This is a genomic window from Streptomyces sp. NPDC052036 (assembly GCF_040680495.1).
Lineage (GTDB): Bacteria > Actinomycetota > Actinomycetes > Streptomycetales > Streptomycetaceae > Streptomyces.
On the sequence record NZ_JBFAWW010000027.1, the window covers coordinates 34,422 to 56,544 of the forward strand.

11 protein-coding genes are annotated in these 22,123 nt (G+C 72.2%); 10 read left to right on the forward strand and 1 reads right to left on the reverse strand.

The window, feature by feature from the left end:
- Positions 1-5 precede the first annotated feature (5 nt).
- Positions 6-1,130, forward strand: coding sequence for a GuaB3 family IMP dehydrogenase-related protein (locus AB0L95_RS29650; RefSeq protein ID WP_365166641.1), 1,125 nt, complete (start codon positions 6-8; stop codon positions 1,128-1,130).
- Between the two features lie 630 nt (positions 1,131-1,760).
- Here the strand turns inward: AB0L95_RS29650 and AB0L95_RS29655 are convergent.
- Complete coding sequence (locus tag AB0L95_RS29655; protein ID WP_365166644.1) at positions 1,761-2,969, reverse strand: nucleotide sugar dehydrogenase; 1,209 nt, start codon at positions 2,967-2,969, stop codon at positions 1,761-1,763.
- A gap of 268 nt (positions 2,970-3,237) precedes the next feature.
- On the opposite strand from AB0L95_RS29655, the gene AB0L95_RS29660 reads away from it, so the two are divergent.
- The 9 genes from AB0L95_RS29660 to AB0L95_RS29700 all read left to right on the forward strand — a co-directional run bounded on the left by AB0L95_RS29660 (position 3,238) and on the right by AB0L95_RS29700 (position 22,101).
- Entirely contained in the window at positions 3,238-4,944 is a 1,707-nt protein-coding gene (locus AB0L95_RS29660) for a glycerol-3-phosphate dehydrogenase/oxidase (RefSeq protein WP_365166647.1), read from the forward strand.
- Positions 4,945-5,503: 559 nt separating this feature from the next.
- Positions 5,504-7,624: a serine/threonine-protein kinase gene (locus tag AB0L95_RS29665; RefSeq protein ID WP_365166649.1), complete on the forward strand. Its 2,121-nt coding sequence runs from the start codon at positions 5,504-5,506 to the stop codon at positions 7,622-7,624.
- Positions 7,625-7,794: 170 nt separating this feature from the next.
- Entirely contained in the window at positions 7,795-10,371 is a 2,577-nt protein-coding gene (locus tag AB0L95_RS29670; RefSeq protein WP_365166651.1) for a protein kinase, read from the forward strand.
- A 246-nt stretch (positions 10,372-10,617) separates the two neighbouring features.
- Entirely contained in the window at positions 10,618-12,255 is a 1,638-nt protein-coding gene (locus AB0L95_RS29675; protein WP_365166738.1) for a protein kinase, read from the forward strand.
- A 282-nt stretch (positions 12,256-12,537) separates the two neighbouring features.
- The gene (locus AB0L95_RS29680) at positions 12,538-14,199 is read left to right on the forward strand and encodes a serine/threonine-protein kinase (protein WP_365166653.1); all 1,662 of its coding nucleotides are present in this window, start codon (positions 12,538-12,540) and stop codon (positions 14,197-14,199) included.
- A 419-nt stretch (positions 14,200-14,618) separates the two neighbouring features.
- Positions 14,619-16,604 (forward strand): glycosyltransferase family 2 protein, encoded by a 1,986-nt coding sequence (locus AB0L95_RS29685; protein WP_365166655.1) that lies wholly within the window; start codon positions 14,619-14,621, stop codon positions 16,602-16,604.
- Between the two features lie 66 nt (positions 16,605-16,670).
- Positions 16,671-18,461 (forward strand): serine/threonine-protein kinase, encoded by a 1,791-nt coding sequence (locus AB0L95_RS29690; RefSeq protein WP_365166657.1) that lies wholly within the window; start codon positions 16,671-16,673, stop codon positions 18,459-18,461.
- A gap of 115 nt (positions 18,462-18,576) precedes the next feature.
- Complete coding sequence (locus AB0L95_RS29695) at positions 18,577-20,217, forward strand: succinic semialdehyde dehydrogenase (RefSeq protein WP_365166659.1); 1,641 nt, start codon at positions 18,577-18,579, stop codon at positions 20,215-20,217.
- 63 nt (positions 20,218-20,280) lie between these two features.
- Positions 20,281-22,101 carry a GMC family oxidoreductase gene (locus tag AB0L95_RS29700; RefSeq protein ID WP_365166662.1) on the forward strand — a complete coding sequence of 607 codons (1,821 nt, stop codon included), beginning with the start codon at positions 20,281-20,283 and terminating at the stop codon, positions 22,099-22,101.
- Positions 22,102-22,123: the final 22 nt, after the last annotated feature.

The following is a 22,123-nucleotide window of genomic DNA, read 5'->3' on the forward strand; positions in this document are numbered from 1 at the left end:
CAGACGTGACTGAGATCGAGATCGGGCGCGGCAAGCGCGGCCGCCGGGCGTACGCCTTCGACGACATCGCCGTCGTCCCCAGCCGCCGTACGCGGGACCCGAAGGAGGTCTCGATCGCCTGGCAGATCGACGCCTACCGCTTCGAGCTGCCCTTCCTGGCCGCCCCCATGGACTCGGTCGTCTCCCCGGCCACCGCGATCCGCATCGGCGAGCTGGGCGGCCTGGGCGTGCTGAACCTCGAGGGCCTGTGGACGCGGCACGAGGACCCGCAGCCGCTGCTCGACGAGATCGTCGAGCTGCCGGTCGAGGCCGCCACCCGCCGCCTCCAGGAGATCTACGCGGCTCCCATCAAGGAGGAGCTGATCGGGCAGCGCATCAAGGAGGTGCGCGACTCGGGCGTGGTCACCGCGGCCGCGCTCTCCCCGCAGCGCACGGCCCAGTTCTCCAAGGCCGTCGTGGACGCGGGCGTGGACATCTTCGTCATCCGCGGTACGACGGTGTCGGCGGAGCACGTCTCTCACTCGCACGAGCCGCTGAACCTGAAGCAGTTCATCTACGAGCTCGACGTCCCGGTGATCGTCGGCGGCTGTGCCACCTACACCGCCGCCCTGCACCTGATGCGCACCGGCGCGGCCGGCGTCCTGGTCGGCTTCGGCGGCGGCGCCGCGCACACCACGCGCAACGTGCTCGGCATCCAGGTCCCGATGGCCACGGCGGTCGCGGACGTGGCGGCGGCCCGCCGCGACTACATGGACGAGTCCGGCGGCCGGTATGTGCACGTGATCGCGGACGGCGGCGTCGGCTGGTCCGGCGACCTCCCCAAGGCGATCGCCTGCGGCGCCGACTCCGTGATGATGGGCTCCCCGCTGGCCCGCGCCACGGACGCGCCCGGCAAGGGCCACCACTGGGGCATGGAGGCCGTCAACGAGGAGCTGCCGCGCGGCCAGAAGGTCGACCTCGGCACGGTCGGCACGATCGAGGAGGTTCTCACCGGCCCCTCGCACACCCCGGACGGCTCGATGAACTTCTTCGGCGCCCTGCGCCGGGCCATGGCGACCACGGGCTACAGCGAGCTGAAGGAGTTCCAGCGGGTCGAGGTCACGGTGGCGGACTCGCAGCACCGGCGGTGACATGACGCCGCGCTCGGCTTGAGCGGACGAAGGGGCCTGGATCACTCCGGTGGGTGAACCAGGCCCCTTCGTGTGTCCAAGTGCCCAGGTGGGGGCGTGTATTGCTGCGGAGGGGCGCACGGTTGCCTTTGAGGCGAAAGCGTGAGGGATGGCCCTGTTGAGCCGATAGTGTCCGCGTTCGGCGACCCCGTTCTCCGGGGCGCCCCCTTCCAAGGACAAGGTTCCGGACCCCGGCCGGTCGGGGCCCGGCCCGAGTTCCGACAGAGCCGCCCACCGGGCCAATGGGCGGCATTGCGGAAGGGGGCGCGCCCATGGGCCGTCACCGCAAGCCCACCCGCTGGGACCGGATCCGTCTGTGGACGGTGAAGTGCCGGATGAGGTGGATCTTGCGGATTTTCGGATGGTGAGCGGCCGCCCCCAAGGAGACTAGGGGCGGACACCCGTAACCCGTCTGGAGCCTGCCGCAGTGGCCGCTGCGGTGGGCTCCGCCTTTTGTACGCTAGCGGATCCGCCGTCGGGCGGCCGGGTACCGGAGGAGGTGGATCTTGCGGATTCACGTGCTCCCTACGCTGCCGGCGCCGGATCCCATGCGCCTTTGACCCACAGGCCCGTACCCCCACGCGCCCCTCTTCACAACCGATGCGCCGCCCCCGTGGGCGTGGCGCCCCGTGTGTCCAGGAGCAGCTGGGCCTTCACCGACAGGCCTTGCAGGTCGTAGGTGCGGTGCTGCTGGAGCAGGATCGTCAGGTCCGCGCCCGCCGCCGCCTCGTAGAGGGAGTCCGCGCGCGGGATCGGGCGGTCGAGGACGCTCCATGCCGGGACGTGCGGGTCGTGGTAGCTGACGGACGCGCCCAGCTCCATCAGACGCAGGGCGATCTCGTGTGCGGGGGAGCCCTGGAGGTCGGCGAGGTCAGGCTTGTAGGTCACGCCGAGCAGCAGGACCCGGGCACCGCGGGCCGACTTGCCGTGCTCGTTCAGGAGGGCGGCGGCGCGCTGTACGACATACGGGGGCATGCGGCTGTTGACCTGTTGTGCCAGTTCGACCATGCGCAGGCTGCGCCCGGTCGCGGCGGCCAGGTCCTGGGGGACGGCGTGGCCGCCGACGCCGGGGCCGGGGCGGAACGCCTGGAAGCCGAACGGCTTGGTCTCCGCGCAGCGGATGACGTCCCACAGGTCGACGCCCAAGTCGTGGCAGAGCACCGCCATCTCGTTGACGAGGGCGATGTTTACCTGCCGGTAGTTCGTCTCCAGCACCTGCACGGTCTCCGCCTCGCGCGGCCCACGCGCGCGTACCACCTTGTCGGTCAGGCGTCCGTAGAAGGTGGCGGCGGACTCCGTGCAGGCGGGGGTGAGGCCGCCGATGACCTTGGGTGTGTTGGCGGCCCCGAAGTCGCGGTTGCCGGGGTCGACGCGGCTCGGCGAGTAGGCGAGGTGGAAGTCGCGGCCCGCGCGCAGCCCGGAGCCCGCTTCGAGGAGCGGACGCAGGAGATTCTCCGTCGTGCCGGGCGGAACCGGTGACTCCAGGATGACGGTGGTGTGCGGGCGCAGCCGCTCGGCGAGGGTGCGGGCGGCGGACTCCACCTGGGTGAGGTCGGGTGCGCCGTCCGTGCCGCGCGGGGCCGGGGCGCAGATGACGGCGGTGCGGACACGGCCGAGCTCGGCGGGGCTGGAGGTGGGCCGGAAGCCCCGGGCGAGCATCCGGCGCAGTTCGGCGGCGGTGAGGGAGCCGGCCTCGGGGCCGGTCCGGTACCCGAGCGTCGGGATGCCGGCCGCGACGGCGGCTTGGGCCAGGGGCAGGCCGAGATGACCGAGTCCGATGACGGCGAGATCTGCGGGCATGGCGTGGGCCGTCCTTCCCAGTAGCCGAGGCGGGAGCGGTGCGCAACTGCTGTGGACAGAATGAGCGAGCGACGAGGGCAATGTCAGACTAGGAGTAAATATGACCGATTTGCGTGATTGACTACGCGCGTTTCCTCAGGTGTTTGTCCACAGGCTGCCGGTGCGTGGTGGCCGAAGTCGGGCATCGCGGTCAGACTTTGGGCATGAGGAGAGGTGAGCCGGGTCTCGCTTGACGGGTGCGGCCGGCGCGACATGGCGGGAGGCAGCGGTGAGGACAGGGACACTGGGGCCGGCGCAGCGTGCCGAGTCGTTGGCCGGCATGGCCGAGCGCGAGCTGGATGTGCTGGTCGTGGGCGGGGGCGTGGTCGGCGCGGGCACGGCGCTGGACGCCGCCACCCGCGGCCTGTCCACGGGCCTGGTCGAGGCCCGTGACTGGGCGTCGGGCACCTCCAGCAGGTCGAGCAAGCTGATACACGGCGGCCTGCGCTATCTGGAGATGCTGGACTTCGCACTCGTGCGCGAGGCGCTGAAGGAGCGCGGTCTGCTGCTGGAGCGCCTGGCGCCCCACCTCGTCAAGCCGGTCCCGTTTCTGTACCCCCTTCAGCACAGGGGCTGGGAGCGGCTGTACGCGGGCTCGGGTGTCGCGCTCTACGACGCCATGTCGATGGCGCGCGGCCACGGCCGGGGCCTGCCGCTGCACCGTCACCTGAGCCGCCGTCACGCCCTGCGCGTCGCCCCCTGCTTGAAGAAGGACGCCCTGGTCGGCGCCTTGCAGTACTACGACGCGCAGATGGACGACGCGCGCTTCGTGGCGACCTTGGTGCGCACAGCCGTGTGGTACGGCGCGAAGGCCGCCAACCGGGCCCGTGTGATCGGCTTCCTGCGCGAGGGTGAGCGGGTCGTCGGCGCCCGGGTCCAGGACGTGGAGGGAGGCGGGGAGTACGAGGTCCGCGCCCAGCAGATCGTCAACGCCACGGGGGTGTGGACCGACGACACCCAGGCGATGGTGGGCGAGCGGGGCCAGTTCCATGTCCGGGCGTCCAAGGGGATCCATCTGGTCGTGCCGAAGGACCGGGTGCACTCGACGACGGGCCTGATCCTGCGGACCGAGAAGTCCGTCCTCTTCGTCATCCCGTGGGGCCGGCACTGGATCATCGGCACGACGGACACCGACTGGAGTCTCGACAAGGCACACCCCGCGGCCTCCAGCGCCGACATCGACTATCTGCTGGAGCATGTGAACTCGGTCCTCGCTGTCCCGCTCACACGGGACGACGTCGAGGGGGTGTACGCGGGCCTGAGGCCCCTACTCGCCGGAGAGTCCGACGCCACCAGCAAACTGTCCCGCGAGCACACCGTGGCGCACCCGGCGCCCGGGCTCGTGGTCGTCGCGGGCGGCAAGTACACGACGTACCGGGTGATGGCCAAGGACGCCGTCGACGAGGCGGTGCACGGCCTCGACCGGCGGGTGGCCGAATGCGTCACCGAGGACGTCCCCCTGCTGGGCGCCGAGGGATACCGGGCGATGTGGAACGCACGGGCCCGCATAGCCGCGCGCACCGGACTGCACGTGGTCCGGGTCGAGCATCTGCTGAACCGCTACGGCTCGATGGCGGACGAGGTGCTCGACCTGATCACGGCCGATCCCTCACTGGGCGAACCGCTCCACGCGGCCGACGACTATCTGCGCGCCGAGGTGGTGTACGCGGCGTCGCACGAGGGCGCCCGGCATCTGGACGACGTGCTGACGCGGCGGACGCGCATCTCGATCGAGACGTTCGACCGCGGCACGCGCAGCGCCCGGGAGGCGGCCGAACTGATGGCCCCGGTACTCGGCTGGGACATGGACCAGATAGAGCGCGAGGTGGAGCACTACGAGAAGCGGGTGGAGGCGGAGCGGGAGTCGCAGCGTCAGCCCGACGATCTGACGGCGGATGCGGCGAGGCTGGGGGCGCCGGACATAGTGCCGCTGTAGCCGCCAGGGCGTACCCGGATTCACTCGAACGGGTGGCGCGATCCGGGATCTCTGTTCGGAACCGGGTCGTTCCAAGAGGTGCGGGGGCGGAATCCGACCGTGAGCGGGGCCGGTTCCGGGCCGGAGTCCGTGCCCCGTCCGTGTCCGCGGGCCGGTCGGGCCTTGTGACGTCGGAGTCGCCGGAGCCGCCGGATCCGTCGGCGGTCGAGGCGCGGCAATACGGTCGGGGAAGCGTGATGGGGTTGTCCGGCGCGGCGGCAGTGCGATCCCTCCTCGCCGCGGCCCATCATGGGACGAACCTGTGACAGGGACGGATCGGGCCTCCCGCGTGACCGGTTCCGGCGACGGGACATGGGCGCGCCAGGGGTGCACAGCGGACGCAGCGGTGCAGACCGGGCTCTCGGGCGCCCTGTCCGGGTCTCGTTCATGCTCCGGCGGGTCTCTCAGGACGCCCTCCGGCGTGGGACGACCCGCCGAACCAGGGGCACCCTGGGCGTTGGGCGGTCCGCGCGTGGGGGACAATGGAGGCTCTGTCAGGGCGGGTTGCATGAGGGGACGCATGTCGGAGGCGGAGCGGGCGGGGACATCCCGTCAGGACAAGAGCGAACGTCTCCTCGCCGGGCGGTACCGGCTGGGAGACGTACTCGGCCGCGGCGGCATGGGCACGGTGTGGCGGGCCGAGGACGAGACCCTGGGCCGTACGGTCGCGGTCAAGGAGCTGCGGTTCCCGTCGAGCATCGACGAGGACGAGAAACGGCGCCTGATCACACGCACGTTGCGGGAGGCCAAGGCGATCGCCCGGATCCGCAACAACGGCGCGGTGACGGTCTTCGACGTGGTCCACGAGGACGACCGGCCTTGGATCGTGATGGAGCTGATCGAGGGCAAGTCGCTCGCCGAGGTCATCCGCGAGGACGGCGTGCTGGAGCCCAAGCGCGCCGCCGAGGTCGGACTCGTGGTGCTCGACGTGCTGCGCGCCGCGCACCGCGAGGGCATCCTGCACCGCGATGTGAAGCCGTCGAACGTGCTGATCGCCGAGGACGGCCGGGTCGTGCTCACGGACTTCGGCATCGCGCAGGTCGAGGGCGACCCCTCCGTCACCTCCACCGGCATGCTGGTCGGCGCCCCCTCGTACATCTCGCCGGAGCGGGCGCGCGGGCACAAGCCCGGCCCGGCGGCGGACCTGTGGTCGCTCGGCGGACTGCTGTACGCGTCGGTCGAGGGCATCCCGCCGTACGACAAGGGGTCGGCGATCGCCACGCTGACCGCGGTGATGACCGAACCTCTGGAGGAGCCGAAGAACGCGGGCCCGCTGAAAAGCGTCATCTACGGCCTGCTCGCGAAGGATCCCCAGCAGCGCCTCGACGACGCGGGCGCCCGGGCGATGCTCAACGAGGTCATCCACGCGCCGGACGAGCCGGACGAGAAGGAGAAGGTCGCCGCGGACGCGACGCGGGTCGTGCCGCTGCCGCCGGTGCCCGGGAAGAGCGGGGACGAGGGGGCTCCGGCCTCCGGGGGCAAGCGGGGCGAGGAGGCGGCCGAGCGGCTGCGCGGGGCGCTGCGGTCGGTACGCAAGTCCGCGGCGTCGCTCGGTGCGGCCACGGCCGCCGCGAGCTCCGCCGCGCGGACCAAGTCCTCGGGAGCCGGGCCGGAGCAGGCGTCCGAGGACGCTGCCTCCCCGAGCACTCCGAGTGCCAAGAGGCCCGCCGCCGGGACGTCGAGCCCGGCCGGTTCACCCGGCGCATCGGACGCGTCCGATGCGGGGGCGGCCTCCGCGGGTGCGCGGAGCGAAAGTGGCACCGCCGGATCGAACTCCGGTGCGACGAAGCCGAGTTCGGGATGGCCCATACTGCCGGACCCGGACCGGCCCCCGCGGCCGGCGCAGCCGCCGAGGGCGCCGCTCACCGACGTGGTGCCGAAGCGGACGCTGGTGATCGTGGCGGTCGTCGTGGTACTGGCCGTGCTCGGCACGGTGCTCGCGCTCACCCTCCACGGCGGCGACAGCGACGAGCAGGACGGCAAGAAGGGCGGCGCCAAGACCGCCGTGACCAGCGGCGCGACGGCCCGCACCGGCAGCGGCGGTGGAAGCGGCAACGGCAACGGCCGGAGCGGCGGCAGCACGCACACGGACAACGGGAGCACCAGCGGCACCGCGACCAGCGGGTCGGACGCGCAGAACACCACCGGCGGTTCGGCCGCCCCCGGCGGGAGCGACGACGACACCTCCTCCGGTTCCTCGGGCGACGACGGCTCGGTGAAGACGTACAAGGGTGGTCAGGGGTACTCCATCGGGCTGCCGAAGGGCTGGAAGTACCAGTCGTCGGACGATGCCGGTGACCGGTTCACCGGTCCCGACGGGCAGCGGCTGCTCGTCGCCTGGACGTCCACGCCCAAGGACGACCCGGTGGCGGACTGGGAGAACCAGGAGCGCTACATGCAGCGCTCCCAGTACAAGAAGATCCGTATCGCGAAGGTGGAGTACAAGGGCTGGAACACGGCCGACTGGGAGTTCACCTACGTCGACGGCGGTACCACGTACCGGGTGATCGACCGTGGATTCGTCGTCAACGCGCATCAGGGATACGGGCTGATGTACACGGCGAAGGCCGACGACTGGGACGGCGATCTGCGCACGGACACCTGGAAGACGCTGGCCGGGACCTTCCGGCCGAAGTCATGACGTACCGAACGGCCGACTGACGTTCCGTGCGCTCCTGTCGTGGGGAGATATGGCATCCCCGGGTTGCAGGTTGCCTCCGGCACGTATCGTGAGGAATTGCGGACCGCAGGCAACCAGAACGGGGCGCAAGGCGAACGGAATTGACCGACCGGGCGGCCGGGGGAGGCATCGTGGACGACTATGCGGGACGGGTGCTCGCCGACCGCTACCGCCTGCCGCTGCCGCCGGCCGACGAGTTCGAACTCGCCGAGACCCGGGCCTTCGACACCTACAGCGGGCAGGAAGTCCTCGTACGGCAGGTGCCGTTGCCCGAGGTCGTCGAGGCGGAGGTGCTCGGCGCGGACGGACTGCCCGAGGGATTCGTGGCCCGGGACGGCCAAGGCCGCGGCGGCACCGGCCGTACGACGGCCACGCGCCGGCCCGCCGAGCCCGCCGTACGGCGCGCGATCGAGGCCGCCCAGGCAGCCGCCGGGATACCCGACCACCCCCGGCTCGACCAGGTCTTCGACGTGTTCGCCGAGGGCGGTTCGCTGTGGATCGTCAGTGAGCTGGTACCCGCACGGTCGCTGGCGGCGCTGCTCGCGGAGAAGCCGCTGACGCCGTACCGCGCGGCGGAGGTCGCCTCCGACGTCCTCATGGCACTGCGGGTGCTGCACGGCCATGGCTGGGTGCACCGGAACATCACGGCACGCACGGTGCTCGTCTGCGACGACGGCCGCGTGATGCTGACGGGACTCGCGGTGGGGGCGGCGGAGGAGGCGCTGTGCGGGTACGACCCGGTGCCGGTGCAGGAGACCGAGAGCGATGCCGGGCCGCCGGGCCGGGGCGGGGACCTGCCGGGGGCTGGTTCCGGGAGCCGTACGGGCAGCGGCGTTCCCGGCGGCCCCCCCGCGGGTGACGGTGGCTCGTTCGGCGCCCCGGGCGGGCCGGCGGACCGGTCCGTGGGCGGGGCCCTGGGCGGGCCCGCGTCGGGCGTGGACCCCGAGGCCGCCCGGCGGGCCGCGATCGAGGCGCGGGCGAACGGCCCGGCTCCGGGCGGGGGCGCGCCCGCCGGTGGCGCCGCCGTCCCCCGGGCGCTGGAGTCCGCCGAGGACGTACGGGCCGCGCGGGCCGGGGCGATCGCGGCGTACCGCGCCGGGGCCCGGGCCGCGGCGCGCGTACAGGAGGAACAGCGCGGCGGACGCGCGGCGTTGCCCGCGCCCCGGCAGGCCGAGAACGGCGCCGAGACCAGGCCCGGCACCCCGCCGGGCCAGATCGCCGACCCGTACGGGGTGAGCCGTACGACGTCCTGGCACGGTGCGGTGCCCCGCCCCGCGGCACCCGCCGCCGACGACCGGCCCGCACTGCCCGGCACCAACCCCGCGCCCCGGAGCGACGGTACGGGCCCGTACGAGAAGGACGCGGGCCCGTATGAGGGGGACACGGGCCCGGCGGACCCCGACGCGCGCGGCACCGAGCCCGGTGCCGTCGGCACGCCCTGGAACCACCGCGGTCCCGCCACCGCCCTCGCCGCCGAGCGTGCCCGGCAGGCGCGGATGGCAGTCGTCGGGCCCGTCACCGAGCGCTGGGCGCCCGAACAGGCCGGTCCCGTGCACGAGAACTGGCAGCTGGCCCCGCCCATCGGCCCCGCCACCGACCTGTGGGCGCTGGGCGCGCTGCTGTTCCGCGCCGTGCAGGGGCATGCGCCGTATCCCGAGGAGAGCACCGCCGAACTGGTCCAACTCGTCTGCTCGGAACCGCCCGCCTTTGCCGAGGAGTGCGGCCCGCTGCGCCCGGTCGTGGAGTCGCTGCTCCGTCAGGATCCCACCGAGCGACTGGACTTCGAGGAGCTGCGCGGCTGGCTGCGCTCCCTCGTGAGGTCCGCGCCCGAGCCCGAGGCGGGGACGCATGTGGTCGCGGCGCCGCCCGTCGACCCCAGCAGGCTGCCGATCGTACGGCGCCGGGGCGAACTGGTCCGCAGGCGCCGCGCCGGGCTGCCCGCGACCACCCGTGCCCGCCACAAGCGTGCCCGGGACGAGCGCCCGCCGAAGCCCCGCAGGCTCGGCCGCATCCTGCTGCTGCTGATCCTGCTCGCGCTGGCCGGCGTGGTCGCGTACGCCCTGGTCTTCATGCCGAAAGCGGGAGACCCCGCCGGTGCCGGCAGCGCGCGTGAGAACACCGGTGCCGCCGAGGACGCCACCCCGACGCCGCGGCACTCCGCCACGAGCGGCGCGCAGCAGCCGGGGCGTGGGGGCTCCAAGAGCCCTTCGCCGTCGGGCGGTTCCCCGCAGACCCAGACCGACGAGCCCCAGGTTGCCCAGGGCTTCACCCTGCGTACGGACCCCGAGGGCTTCCGTGTCGCCGTGGCGAGCGGCTGGAGCCGTGCACCGAAGAACAACAGGGGTCAGATCGTGTACTCCCAGGGCGATTTCGAGCTGATCGTCGTCCCCGGACGCGACAGCACGAGCAGATACGGCGGCGATCCGCTGACGTACCAGCGGGAGTCGGAGCCCGAACTGCAGCCGTTCCGCGACTCGACCTGGGCCACCTCCAGCGGGATGCGGCGCATCGATGCCGGCGGACGGACCATGACCGAAGGGCAGTTCACCTGGACGGACGGCACCGGGCGCGAGCTGTTCGTACGCAATCTCGCCCTCATCGTCGGCGGCCGCTACCACGTGGTGCAGGTCCGCGGCCCGGAGGCCGAAGTGGACGAGGTGACCCGGCTGTTCGAGCAGGCGGAACAGACGTACCAGGCGACCGGTTGAGGCATTCGCACAAGACATGCACACAGGGCATAGGTGCAGGACATGACTGTGCTGAAGGGTCGTCGCGTGCCCGCCGGTGCTCAGGAAGACGAGGTCCGATTGCGCTGAGAGTGCGGTGGTTCCGTCCCCTACGGGGAAGGGAGAACCGTCACAGTGCGGTCTCCGTTACGACCCCACCCGTTCCCAGCGCGAGGGGTGCTCTTTAGTCTGACCTCGTCAAGACCATTGCGGGGAAACGTGAATCAGATGCAGGGCCTGCTCCTCGCGGGCCGCTACCGGCTTGTCGACTCCATCGGCAGCGGGGGTATGGGCCGGGTGTGGCGCGCCCACGACGAGGTGCTCCACCGGGCAGTCGCCATCAAGGAACTGACGGCCGCACTGTACGTCACGGAGAGTGATCGGCCGGTCCTTCTCGCCCGGACCCACGCCGAGGCACGCGCCGCCGCGCGCATCAACCACTCGGCCGTCGTCACCATCCATGACGTCCTGGAGCACGACAACCGGCCCTGGATCGTGATGGAACTGGTCGAGGGCGGCTCGCTCGCCGATGCGGTGAAGGAGCGCGGCCGGCTGGAGCCCGTCGAGACCGCGCGCATCGGACTGTGGGTGCTGCGGGCCCTGCGCGCCGCGCACTCGGCGGGCGTGCTGCACCGCGATGTGAAGCCCGGCAACGTTCTGCTCGCCACCGACGGACGCGTGCTGCTCACCGACTTCGGGATCGCCCAGGTCGAGGGCGACACCACCATCACGCGCACGGGAGAGATCGTCGGCTCCGTGGACTATCTGGCGCCCGAGCGCGTCCGCGGCCACGATCCGGGCCCCTCCTCCGACCTGTGGGCGCTCGGCGCCACCCTGTACACGGCGGTGGAGGGCAGGTCGCCGTTCCGGCGGACCTCGCCGCTGACCACCATGCAGGCCGTCGTCGACGAGGAGCCCGCGCAGCCGACGTTCGCGGGCGCCCTGGACTCGGTGATCGCGGCACTGCTGCGCAAGGACCCGGCCGAGCGGCCCGACGCGGAACAGCTCGAACAGATGCTGGCCGAGGCCGCGGAGGGACGGCGTCCCAAGGCGGCGCAGGAGTACGTGACGACGCAGCACCTGGACACGAGCGGCGTCGGTGACCCGGCCACGGCGGTGACGGGTCAGCGCGAGAGCCGCGGCGCGCACACGGCCGGCAGCACACTGGACCACCCCGCCCCTGCCCTCGCCCAGGCGCACGCTCCCCGCGGGCGCCGTCGCGGCCGCACGGTCGCGCTCGTCCTCGCGGTGGCCGCGATCCTCGGCGCGGGGGGCGCGGTGGCCGTGAACTCCTTCGGCAACCCCGACAGCGGCAGCACCGCGAACACCGGCAGCACCGCGAACACCGGTACCGCCGACCCGACGCCGTCCACGAGCACACAGGCGCAGTCGGCGGGTGCCGTCCCGGACGGCTGGGTGCGCAAGAAGGACCCCGCGGGCTTCAGCCTCGTCCTGCCCGGCAAGCAGTGGAAGCGGATGCCGTACGACTCCTTCCAGACCGACTACACGCCCGACGGCGGCAAGCACTTCATCCGTATCGCCGTGGACAGCTCACCGGACTTCGCGGACGCGCACGATCACCAGCTCGACCTGGAGCAGCAGCTTCAGCGGCTCGTCGACTACCGGCGGGTGACCCTGCACGAGAACATCTACCGTGACCGGCCCGGGTCCCTGTGGGAGTACACCTGGACCGCGCTGGCGAAGGACACGCCGTTCCCGGGGCCCCGGCACGCCGTGGAGGAGACGTACTTCGCCCGCAACGGCGTGGAGTACGCCATCTACATGTCCGGCCCGGCCTCGGACTGGGACACGACGCGGAAGCAGTTCGACGTGGTGCTGCGGGGGTGGGGTCAGCCGGAGGGGTGACGGGCCGGGGGACAGGCCACGGGCGACCGGCAAGAGGGAGCGCGGGGCGAGCGCCCGGCGCGTGAGGCGCGCGGCACCCGGACTCGCGCCGTTCACGACCCTGAGGACCGGTTGTCTGCGACGGAGCGTCACTTCACGGCGCTCGCGCCCCCGTCGGCGCGCCCTGTGCACGCCTTTCGTGCGCCTTGCCCGCCCATCCGCGCGCCCCGTGTACGTCGCTTGTCGGCCACCGTAGCGACAGCGTCGCGGAGGGTTCCCATCAGGTGCGGCATGATGGGGCGTATGGGGACCGAGGGGGAGAACGTCCGTGTCATAGCGGGCCGCTACCGGCTTCACCAGCGGATCGGCCGCGGTGGCATGGGCGTTGTCTGGCGGGCGTCCGACGAACTGCTCGGCCGTCAGGTGGCCGTCAAGGAACTCACGGTCGATCCCTCGCTCTCCGCCGACGAGGCCCGGCTTCAGCGCGAGCGCACCCTGCGCGAGGCGCGGGCGGTGGCGCAGTTGCGGCATCCGCACATCGTCGTCGTCCATGACGTCGTCGAGCACGACGAGCGCCCGTACATCGTGATGGAGCTGATCGTCGGCGGCTCGCTCGCCGAACGCATCGCCCGGCAGGGGCCGGTCGACGCCCGCGAGGCCGCCCGGATCGGCATCGCTCTGCTGGGCGCGCTGCGGCGTGCCCATGACGCCGGCGTCCTGCACCGCGATCTGAAGCCGGCGAACGTCCTGATCGAGGCGGGCACCGATCGCGTCGTCCTCACCGACTTCGGCATCGCGCAGGTCACGGGCGCCACGACGCTCACCGAGACCGGCTCCTTCGTCGGCTCCCCCGAGTACACCGCCCCCGAGCGGATGTCCGGCGACCGGACCGGGCCCGAGTCGGACCTGTGGTCCCTGGGTGCGCTGCTGTGCGCGGTGCTGAGCGGCGAGTCGCCCTTCCGCCGCGACTCGCTGGGCGGGGTCCTGCACGCGGTCGTCGTCGACGAGATCCGTCCGCCCGCGCAGGCCGGGCCGATCCTGCCCGTCGTACGGGGACTGCTGGAACGCGACCCGGAGCGGCGCCTGGACGCGGCCGAGGCGGAGCGGCTGCTGGGGGAGTTCCTGGAGACGGGCCGGACACCACGGGTGCCGGTGCCCTACACGCCGACACAACGGGACGTCCCCCGGCATGTCCTGTCCTTGTCCTCGCGGCAGGAGTCCGAGACGGCGGCGAGCCGGGAGGCGGCCGGGGCGCGGCCCGCCCGGCGGTCGGCGCGGGCCGTCGTCGTGGCCGCCCTGGTCGCGGCGATGGCGGGCGCGGGCCTGTCGGCGGCGGCCCTGCTGATGCGCGGCGGCGGGGTCGGGCCCGGGCCCACGGCACCGTCGCACCCGTCGGCCGGCACGGGAGCGTCGGGCGCGTCGGCCGGCTCCGGATCCCCGCGCCCGTCGCCCTCCGGCTCCGCGCCCGGGCCCACGGTGACGGTGACCCGCTCGCCGTCCCCAGCCACGGCCGTCGGCCGCACGGCGCCCTCGGGCTATCGGCAGGTGCGCGACCCGGGCGGTTTCTCGCTGGCCGTGCCGGACGGGTTCACCCGCAGTCCGCAGGGGGAGCGGATCTTCTATCTGTCCCCGGGGCAGACGTTCCGCCTCGGCATCAAGGTGGCGGAGCCCGACGCGGGCGGACCGCTCGCGGTGATGCGGCGCTCCGCGGCGGACGGCCCCTCCACGAACCCGGGGTACCACGACGGCAGCGTCACGGAAACCTCGCACCGCGGCAGCCCCGCCGCGCTCTGGGAGTTCAGCTGGAACGGCTTCACGGCCGCCGAGGGCCCCCGGCACACCTACGACCTGTGCTGGGAGGAGGGCGGCCGGTTGTACGACGTGTGGGTGTCGGCGCCCGTCGGGAAGGAGAAGGAGGCGAAGGAGTACTTCGACGTCGCGGTCGACACGTTCGGTGCGGGGTGACCTCCGCGTTCGTAGCGGGGTGATCTCGGTCCGTCGAGCCCCCGAGTGACGAGTTCCGGACTGCAACCGCCGGAACCAGAGCGTCCAGGATCAGCGACCGTACGTCCGGCCCGGTTCCTCAGATCGCCTTCCCGGATGCGAACAACTGCCACTCATGCCTGGATTGCGCCGTGAGGCCGGACCGCCCACGCGCCTCAGTGACCGACATCACATCAGGGATGGCCATTCATTGAATCTTCACGGGGGGGTCATTGACGAATCATGATATCTTCATGATTCTTACCGGCATCTTGCCTGCCCCTTAAGAGCGAGCAAACGGCGGCGCTACTGAGGCGGCGGCGTCGAGCCCGGGATCAATCGAAAAGTGGGGCGTGCCCTAGTTTCTGGAGAGCTTGAGGATGGTCAGCCCCACTGTCTCGGTGATTGTCGCTGCATACAACGCGATGCCGTATGTGACGCGTTCCATCACTTCTGTCGCCGAACAGACCATTGGCCGGGAGGCCCTTGAGGTCATCACCGTCAACGACGGTTCGACCGACGGAACGGGTGAGGAACTGGAGCGCCTCGCCGAGGTGTATCCGGGTCTGATGCGCGTCATCCACCAGGAGAACTCCGGTGGCCCCTCGGCGCCCCGCAACGTCGGTCTCGACCATGCCCGCGGGCGGTTCGTGTTCTTCTTGGACGCTGACGACTATCTGGGGCCCGAGACCCTGGAACGCATGGTGGCGATGGCCGAGGAGAACGGCACCGACATCGTGCTCGGCAAGATGGTGGGCGTGAACGGACGCGGCCTTCCCGCGTCGATGTTCAAGCGCACCCAGCCCAAGACCGACGTCTTCAACTCCCGGGTCTACTGGGCTCTGAACCCGCTGAAGCTGTTCCGCCGCGAACTGCTGGAGCGGGAGGGGCTGCGCTTCCCGACCGGCCTGCCCATCGGTGAGGACCAGCCGTTCACGGCGCTCGCGTATCTGGCGGCCGAGGGCGGCATCTCCGTGATCGCCGACTACGACTGCCTGTTCTGCACCCTGCGGGAAGACGGCGGCAACACCACGTCCCGCACCAAGGGGTCGGAGCCCCGTCTGCGGTTCCTGCCGTACATGATCGATCTGCTCATCGAGAACGTGCCGCCGGGCCGGAACCGCGACCACCTCGCCCACCGCCACCTGACCATCGAGGTGCAGAACCTCCTCGCCCATATCGCGCGCGAGTCGCGCGAGGACGCGGAGAAGACCCTCGCCCGGCTCGCCGACACCATCGCCCCGCTGTGGCACGAGGGCATGGACGAGCATCTCTCCGCGATGGCCCGGCTGCGGCTGTACCTGGTGCGGCACCGGATGCTCGACGAGGTTCTCGAACTGCTCAAGTTCGAACGGGAGCTGGCCAAGAGCAAGGTGTCCACCCCGGTGCACGCCGAGGGCGGCCGTGCCTACGCCCGCTACCCGTTCTTCCGTGACCCGGCCCGCGCCGTCCCGGACTCCGTCTACGACGTCACCCCCCAGCTCGGCGTGCGGCACCACGTCAGCCGTGCCGAGCTGAGCGGCACCACCCTGCACCTGGCGGGACACGGCTATCTGCACCGGGTCGAGACCCTGGACGTGACCACCGCACTGCTGCTGCGGGAACGGGAGAGCGGTACGGAGTACCGGCTGCCCGTCACGCACACCGCGACGTCCGGACTCGGAGCGGACGAGGACGAGGGCCGGTTCACGTACGAGAAGGCCGGGTTCGAGGCGGCCGTCGACATCGCCACCGCCGCCGACGGCAAGCCGCTCCCCGACGGGCTGTGGGACATCTCCCTCGCGATCGGCGCGCAGAGCGTCACGCGCCAGGTGCGGATCGGCAGCAAGCGCGCCGACAACGTCTCCGGCGGCCCCGCCACGCGCGTTGTGAGCGGTGCCGGCGACGGCCCGCGGGCCGTCACGCTCTACACCACCAAGCCGTACGGCAACTTCACCCTCGACCTCGGCCAGAAGAAGCACCGCGTCGCCTCCCGCATCAAGGTCGCCGCGGTGCGCTGGTCGGCCAGCAACCCGACGGAACTGCTGATCGGCGGGACCAGTGCGCTCGAGGAGTTCCCGGACGGGCTGAAGGTCGTCCTCACCTCCGACGACGGGACGACGGCCGTCTTCCCCGCCCAGCGGACCCCGCACACCGACGGCTTCACCGCGCGCGTGGACGTGCGGGACCTCGGATCCGGCGTGTGGCAGGGCGAACTGCGGTTCGGGGACCCCGCGGCGCTCGCCACACCGCTGCCCGCGCTGCCCGCGTCCCTCGGCCCGGCCAAGTGGCGCCGGCTGGGACTGCCCTGGTACGCCAAGCAGGTCGACGGCAAGCGCGACCGCTTCGTGCTCCGCGTCGCCAGGACCGAACTGGGCAAGGCCATCGCGCGCCGCGTCAAGTCCTGAGCGCGGCACGGCCGTTGGCGGATGAGCGCGTCGACAACGGGTGATCCCGCACGGTACTGATGGGACATGCGTACTGATGCGGGACGCCTGATCGACGGCCGCTACCGGTTGACCGAGCGGATCGGCTCCGGCGGCATGGGCACCGTATGGCGCGCCGTGGACGAACTCATGGAGCGGGACGTCGCCGTCAAGCAGCCCCGGCTGCCGGGCGATCCGGACGACGCGGCGCACCGGCGGGCCGCCCACCGGATCTACCGTGAGGCGCGTGCCGCCGCCCGTGTCGACCATCCGGCGGCCGTGTCCGTCCACGACGTGGTCGTCGAGGACGGCTCTCCCTGGATCATCATGGAGCTGGTCCGCGGGGAGTCCCTCGACGAGGCGCTGCACCGCGGTCCGCTGGCACCGGTCGAGGCCGCGCGCATCGGCCTCGCCGTCGTCGGCGCGCTCGGCGCGGCGCACCGCGTCGGCATCGTGCACCGCGATGTGAAGCCCGCGAACGTGCTGCTCGGACCGCGCGGCCGGGTCGTCCTCACCGACTTCGGCATCGCCCATGTCCAGGGCGAGGAGTCCCTCACCGTCACCGGGGAGTTCGTCGGCTCGCTGGAGTTCATAGCGCCGGAGCGCATGTCCGGCCGGAACGCCGGTCCCGCCTCGGACCTGTGGTCGCTGGGCGTGCTGCTGTACGCGGCCGTCGAGGGATGGTCCCCCTTCCGTCGTACGACGGTGGAGTCCACCCTCGCCGCGGTCCTCGCCGCCGACCCTCCCGAGCCCGAGCGCGCCGGACCGCTCGCGCCCCTCGTCGGGCGGCTGCTGGCGAAGGAGCCCGAGCAAAGGCCCGGCGCGCAGGAGACGCGCGCGGCCCTGGAGGCGGTGGCCGAGGGGTGGCCCACCCCGGGGGCGACGCGGGAGGAGCCTGCGCAGCCTCAGGACGCGGCGGGCCTGCGGGAGTTCACGGAGGACGCGGGAACGTTCCGCCTGCGCACCGCACCGCCGCGTCCGGAGGGCGCCTCCCCGTCCGCGCCGGGGGACGCCACGCCTTCCGCGTCGGCCGCCACCGCTCCGTCCACGCCGGAGAACGCCTCAGAGTCCCCGTCGACGACCACCACTCCGTCCACGGAACCCACCACCCCGTCCACCCCGGAACCCACTGCCCCCTCCGCACAGGAGTCCCCCGCACCCCCCGCCTCCCCGCCGACCGTCACCACGTCGTCCGCCGCCCGGCCAAGGCGTCGGTTCCTGCTCCGTCCCGCCCCCGCCGCCGCGCTCGGCATCCTGCTCGTGGGCGGCGCCTGGCTCGGTGCGTCTCACTTCGGCGAGTCCGGCGTGTCCGGCCGCTCCCGCGACGGTGGCGTCACGGAACAGCACGCCACCTACCGTTCGGCGCCCGGGGCCGTCGCCGCGAGTCCCGCCGCCGGCACCTGGACCGCCCACCGCGAGCCGCGGCTCGACGCGATCGTGTACGTACCGGCGGGCACGGCACGGGACTCGGCCACGGACCGCACCGTCACCTACGGCGACGACACCGTCCGGCTCCGTCTGACCCGGGAGAAGTCGGCCCCCACCCCTTTGAAGGCATGGGCGCGGCAGGCCACCGCCGCCTGGCCGGGCGACGACGCGCACACTCTCTCCACACCCACGAGCTTCCACGGCGACGACGCCATGCTCACCGACACCACCTACCAGGTGGGCCGGAAGCGGCACCGGGTGCTCCAGCTCCTGGTCGTCACGGCTGCCCGCGAGTTCTACGCGCTGCGCGTGGACATGCCTCAAGGCACCCCCGACGAGCGACGCGGCACCTCGCTGTTCAAGGGCGCCCGGGACCGCCTGAAAGTCGGCAACACCCTGCTGGGCTCCTGACAACGCCCTGATCAGCGCATTTCCTGCCAGCGGTCACTGGCGCGGTGTGGACGCCCCGTGAAAGCGCATTACCGACGGGTACCCAAACGCCTCACCCCGTCATACGCTGCGCCTCATGACGGACTCGCAGGCCCCGGAGAAGGCCACCGACAAGACCCGTACGGACGCGGCCGGCACCAACCCGCTCGCCCCCGCTCCCGTCGGCGCCCGCACCGCCGCCGACGTGGTCACCCCGGAGCTGGTCGCCCAGCTCACCAAGGGTGTCGTCGGCTCCGGCCGCACCGCCAACCACACGCCGTTCACCGGCGAGAAGCTGGCCGACCTGCCCGAGTCCACCCCCGAGGACGTGGCGGTCGCGTTCGAGCGGGCCCGCGTCGCCCGGGCCGCCTGGGGCGCGACCCCCGTAGGGCAGCGCGCCGCCGTACTGCTCCGCTTCCACGACCTGGTGCTCGCCCGCCAGGCCGAGGTCCTCGACCTGATCCAGCTGGAGACCGGCAAGGCCCGCCTCCACGCCCACGAGGAGGTGCAGGCCGTCACCGTCGCGGCCCGGCACTACGGCCGCAAGGCCCCCTCGTATCTGAGGCCCAAGCGGCACACCGGCGCCATTCCGACACTGACGAAGGTCACCGAGCTGCGCCACCCGCGCGGCGTCGTCGGCCAGATCGCCCCCTGGAACTACCCCCTGGAACTGTCGGTCGGCGACGCGCTCCCCGCGTTCGTCGCGGGCAACGCCGTCGTGATGAAGCCCGACACCGAGACGTGCCTGACCGCGCTGTGGGCGCGCGACCTGCTGATCGAGGCCGGGCTGCCCGCCGATGTCTTCCAGGTCGTCCTCGGCGAGGGACCGGTCGTCGGCCCGGAGATCGTCCGGCACGCCGACTATGTCTCCTTCACCGGCTCCACCCGCACCGGCCGCGAGGTCGCCCAGGGCGCCGCCGCCCGTCTCGTCGGGGTCTCGCTCGAACTCGGCGGCAAGAACGCCATGCTGGTCCTCGAGGACGCCGACCTCGACAAGGCCGCCGCGGGTGCCGTCCGCGCCTGCTTCTCGTCCGCGGGTCAACTGTGCATCTCCATCGAGCGGTTGTACGTCCACGAGTCGGTCGCGGACGCCTTCCTGGAGCGCTTCGTCGCCCGCACCAAGGCCATGCGGCTCGGCACATCCCTCGCGTACGGGGCCGACATGGGCTCGCTGGTCGGCGACCGGCAGCTTCAGACGGTGACCCGGCATGTCCAGGAGGCCGTGGCCAAGGGCGCGAAGGTCCTGGCCGGCGGCGTCGCCCGCCCGGACATCGGCCCGTACTTCTACGAGCCCACCGTTCTCGACGGCGTCGAGGCGCCGATGGCGGTGTGCGCGGAGGAGACCTTCGGGCCGGTGGTGTCGGTCTACCGCTTCTCGTCGGAGGACGAGGCGGTCGAACGCGCCAACTCCACGCCGTACGGCCTCAACTCCTCCGTCTGGACGAAGGACGGCCGGCGCGGACGCGCGATCGCCGCCCGGCTGCGCACCGGCACGGTCAACGTCAACGAGGGCTATGCGTCGGCGTACGGCAGCGCGCAGTCCCCGATGGGCGGCATGGGGGACTCCGGCCTCGGCCGCCGCCACGGCTCCGAGGGCATCCTCAAGTACACCGAGGCCCAGACCGTCGCGCAGCAGCGGCTGCTGCCGATGGCACCGTCGCTCGGCATGGACGACGAGCAGTACGCGGCGTTCATCAGCCGAAGTCTGCGTCTGATGAAGGCGTTCCGCCTCCGCTAGTGCCGGGGCACCGGCCGCCCCGGCTGTCCGCCCGAATCCACCCGTTCTCAACGAGGAGAGCACGTGTCGCAGGAGAAGTCTGTCCAGACCCGGGACGAGGACGGGTACGACTACGACGTCATCGTCGTGGGATCGGGGTTCGGCGGATCCGTCACCGCCCTGCGGCTGACCGAGAAGGGCTACCGCGTGGGCGTGCTGGAGGCGGGCCGCCGCTTCACCCGCGCCTCGCTGCCGAAGAACTCCTGGGACGTGAAGAACTACCTGTGGGCGCCCGCCCTCGGGCTGTACGGCATCCAGCGCATCCATCTGCTCGGCAATGTGATGGTGCTCGCGGGCGCGGGGGTCGGCGGCGGCTCCCTCAACTACGCCAACACCCTCTACGTACCGCCGAAGGCGTTCTTCGACGACCCGCAGTGGAAGGACATCACCGACTGGCAGGAGGAGCTGGCGCCGTACTACGACCAGGCGCGGCGCATGCTGGGCGTCCGGCTCAACCGCACCATGACCCCCGTGGACGTCCATCTGAAGGCCGCCGCCGAGCGGATCGGGGTGGGGGACACCTTCCACATGGCGCCGGTCGGCGTCTTCTTCGGTGACGGCGACGACGCGGACGGGGCGGCCAGGGCCGAGCCGGGCGCAGAGGTCCCGGACCCGTACTTCGGCGGTGCCGGGCCCGCCCGCCGGGCGTGCACCGAGTGCGGCGAGTGCATGACGGGCTGCCGCCACGGCGCGAAGAACACTCTCAACGAGAACTACCTCTACCTCGCCGAGAAGGCGGGCGCGACCGTCCACCCGATGACGACGGTGGTCTCGGTCACGGACGACTCCCGGGGCGGCTTCGCCGTCGCCACCCTGCCGACCGACGACAAACGCAAGGGCAAGGGGCGGTTCTTCACGGCGCGGCGGGTCGTCCTCGCGGCGGGCACGTACGGCACGCAGACGCTGCTGCACCGGATGAAGGCGCACGGCCGGCTGCCCCATATCTCCGACCGGCTGGGCGAGCTGACCCGGACCAACTCCGAGGCGCTGGTGGGTGCGCGCACGGACGACCGTCGCTACCGCACGGCGCACGGCGCGGACCGGGTCGACTTCACGAAGGGCGTGGCGATCACGTCCTCGATCCACCCTGACGAGAACACGCACATCGAGCCGGTCCGCTACGGCAAGGGGTCGAACGCGATGGGCGGTCTGTCGACCCTCCAGGTCCCCTACGCGGAGGGCTCCTCCCGTGTCCTGGCCTGGCTCGCGAACGTGGCGCGCCACCCGTGGCTGATGCTGCGCTCCCTGTCGTACCGGCGCTGGTCGGAGCGGACCTTGATCGCCCTGGTGATGCAGTCGCTGGACAACTCCCTGACGACGTATCTGCGGCCGAAGGGCCCGGGCCGGGGCCTGCTGACCGCCCGCCAGGGGCATGGCGCGCCCAACCCCAAGCAGATCAAGGCGGGTACGGAGACCGCGGACGCGATCGCCGTCGAGATCAACGGCTTCGCGGGCAGCAACGTCGGCGAGCTGATGGGGACCCCGCTGACCGCGCACTTCCTCGGCGGCTGTGCGATCGGGGACTCGCGTGAGACGGGCGTCCTCGACCCGTACCACCGGCTGTACGGCTACCCCGGGATCTCGGTGGTCGACGGCGCGGCGGTGTCGGCGAACCTGGGCGTCAATCCGTCGCTGACGATCACCGCGCAGGCCGAGCGGGCGATGTCGTACTGGCCGAACAAGGGCGAGGCGGACCCGCGCCCGGCCCAGGGGGCGGCCTACGAGCGCCTCAAGCCGGTGGAGCCCCGGCACCCGGCGGTTCCCGAGAAGGCGTTCGGGGCGCTGCGGCTGCCGTTCCTGGGGGTGCCGGCGGTGCCGCCCAGGAACAAGAGCAAGAACGAGTGACGTCCCGCGCCCCGGACGAGGG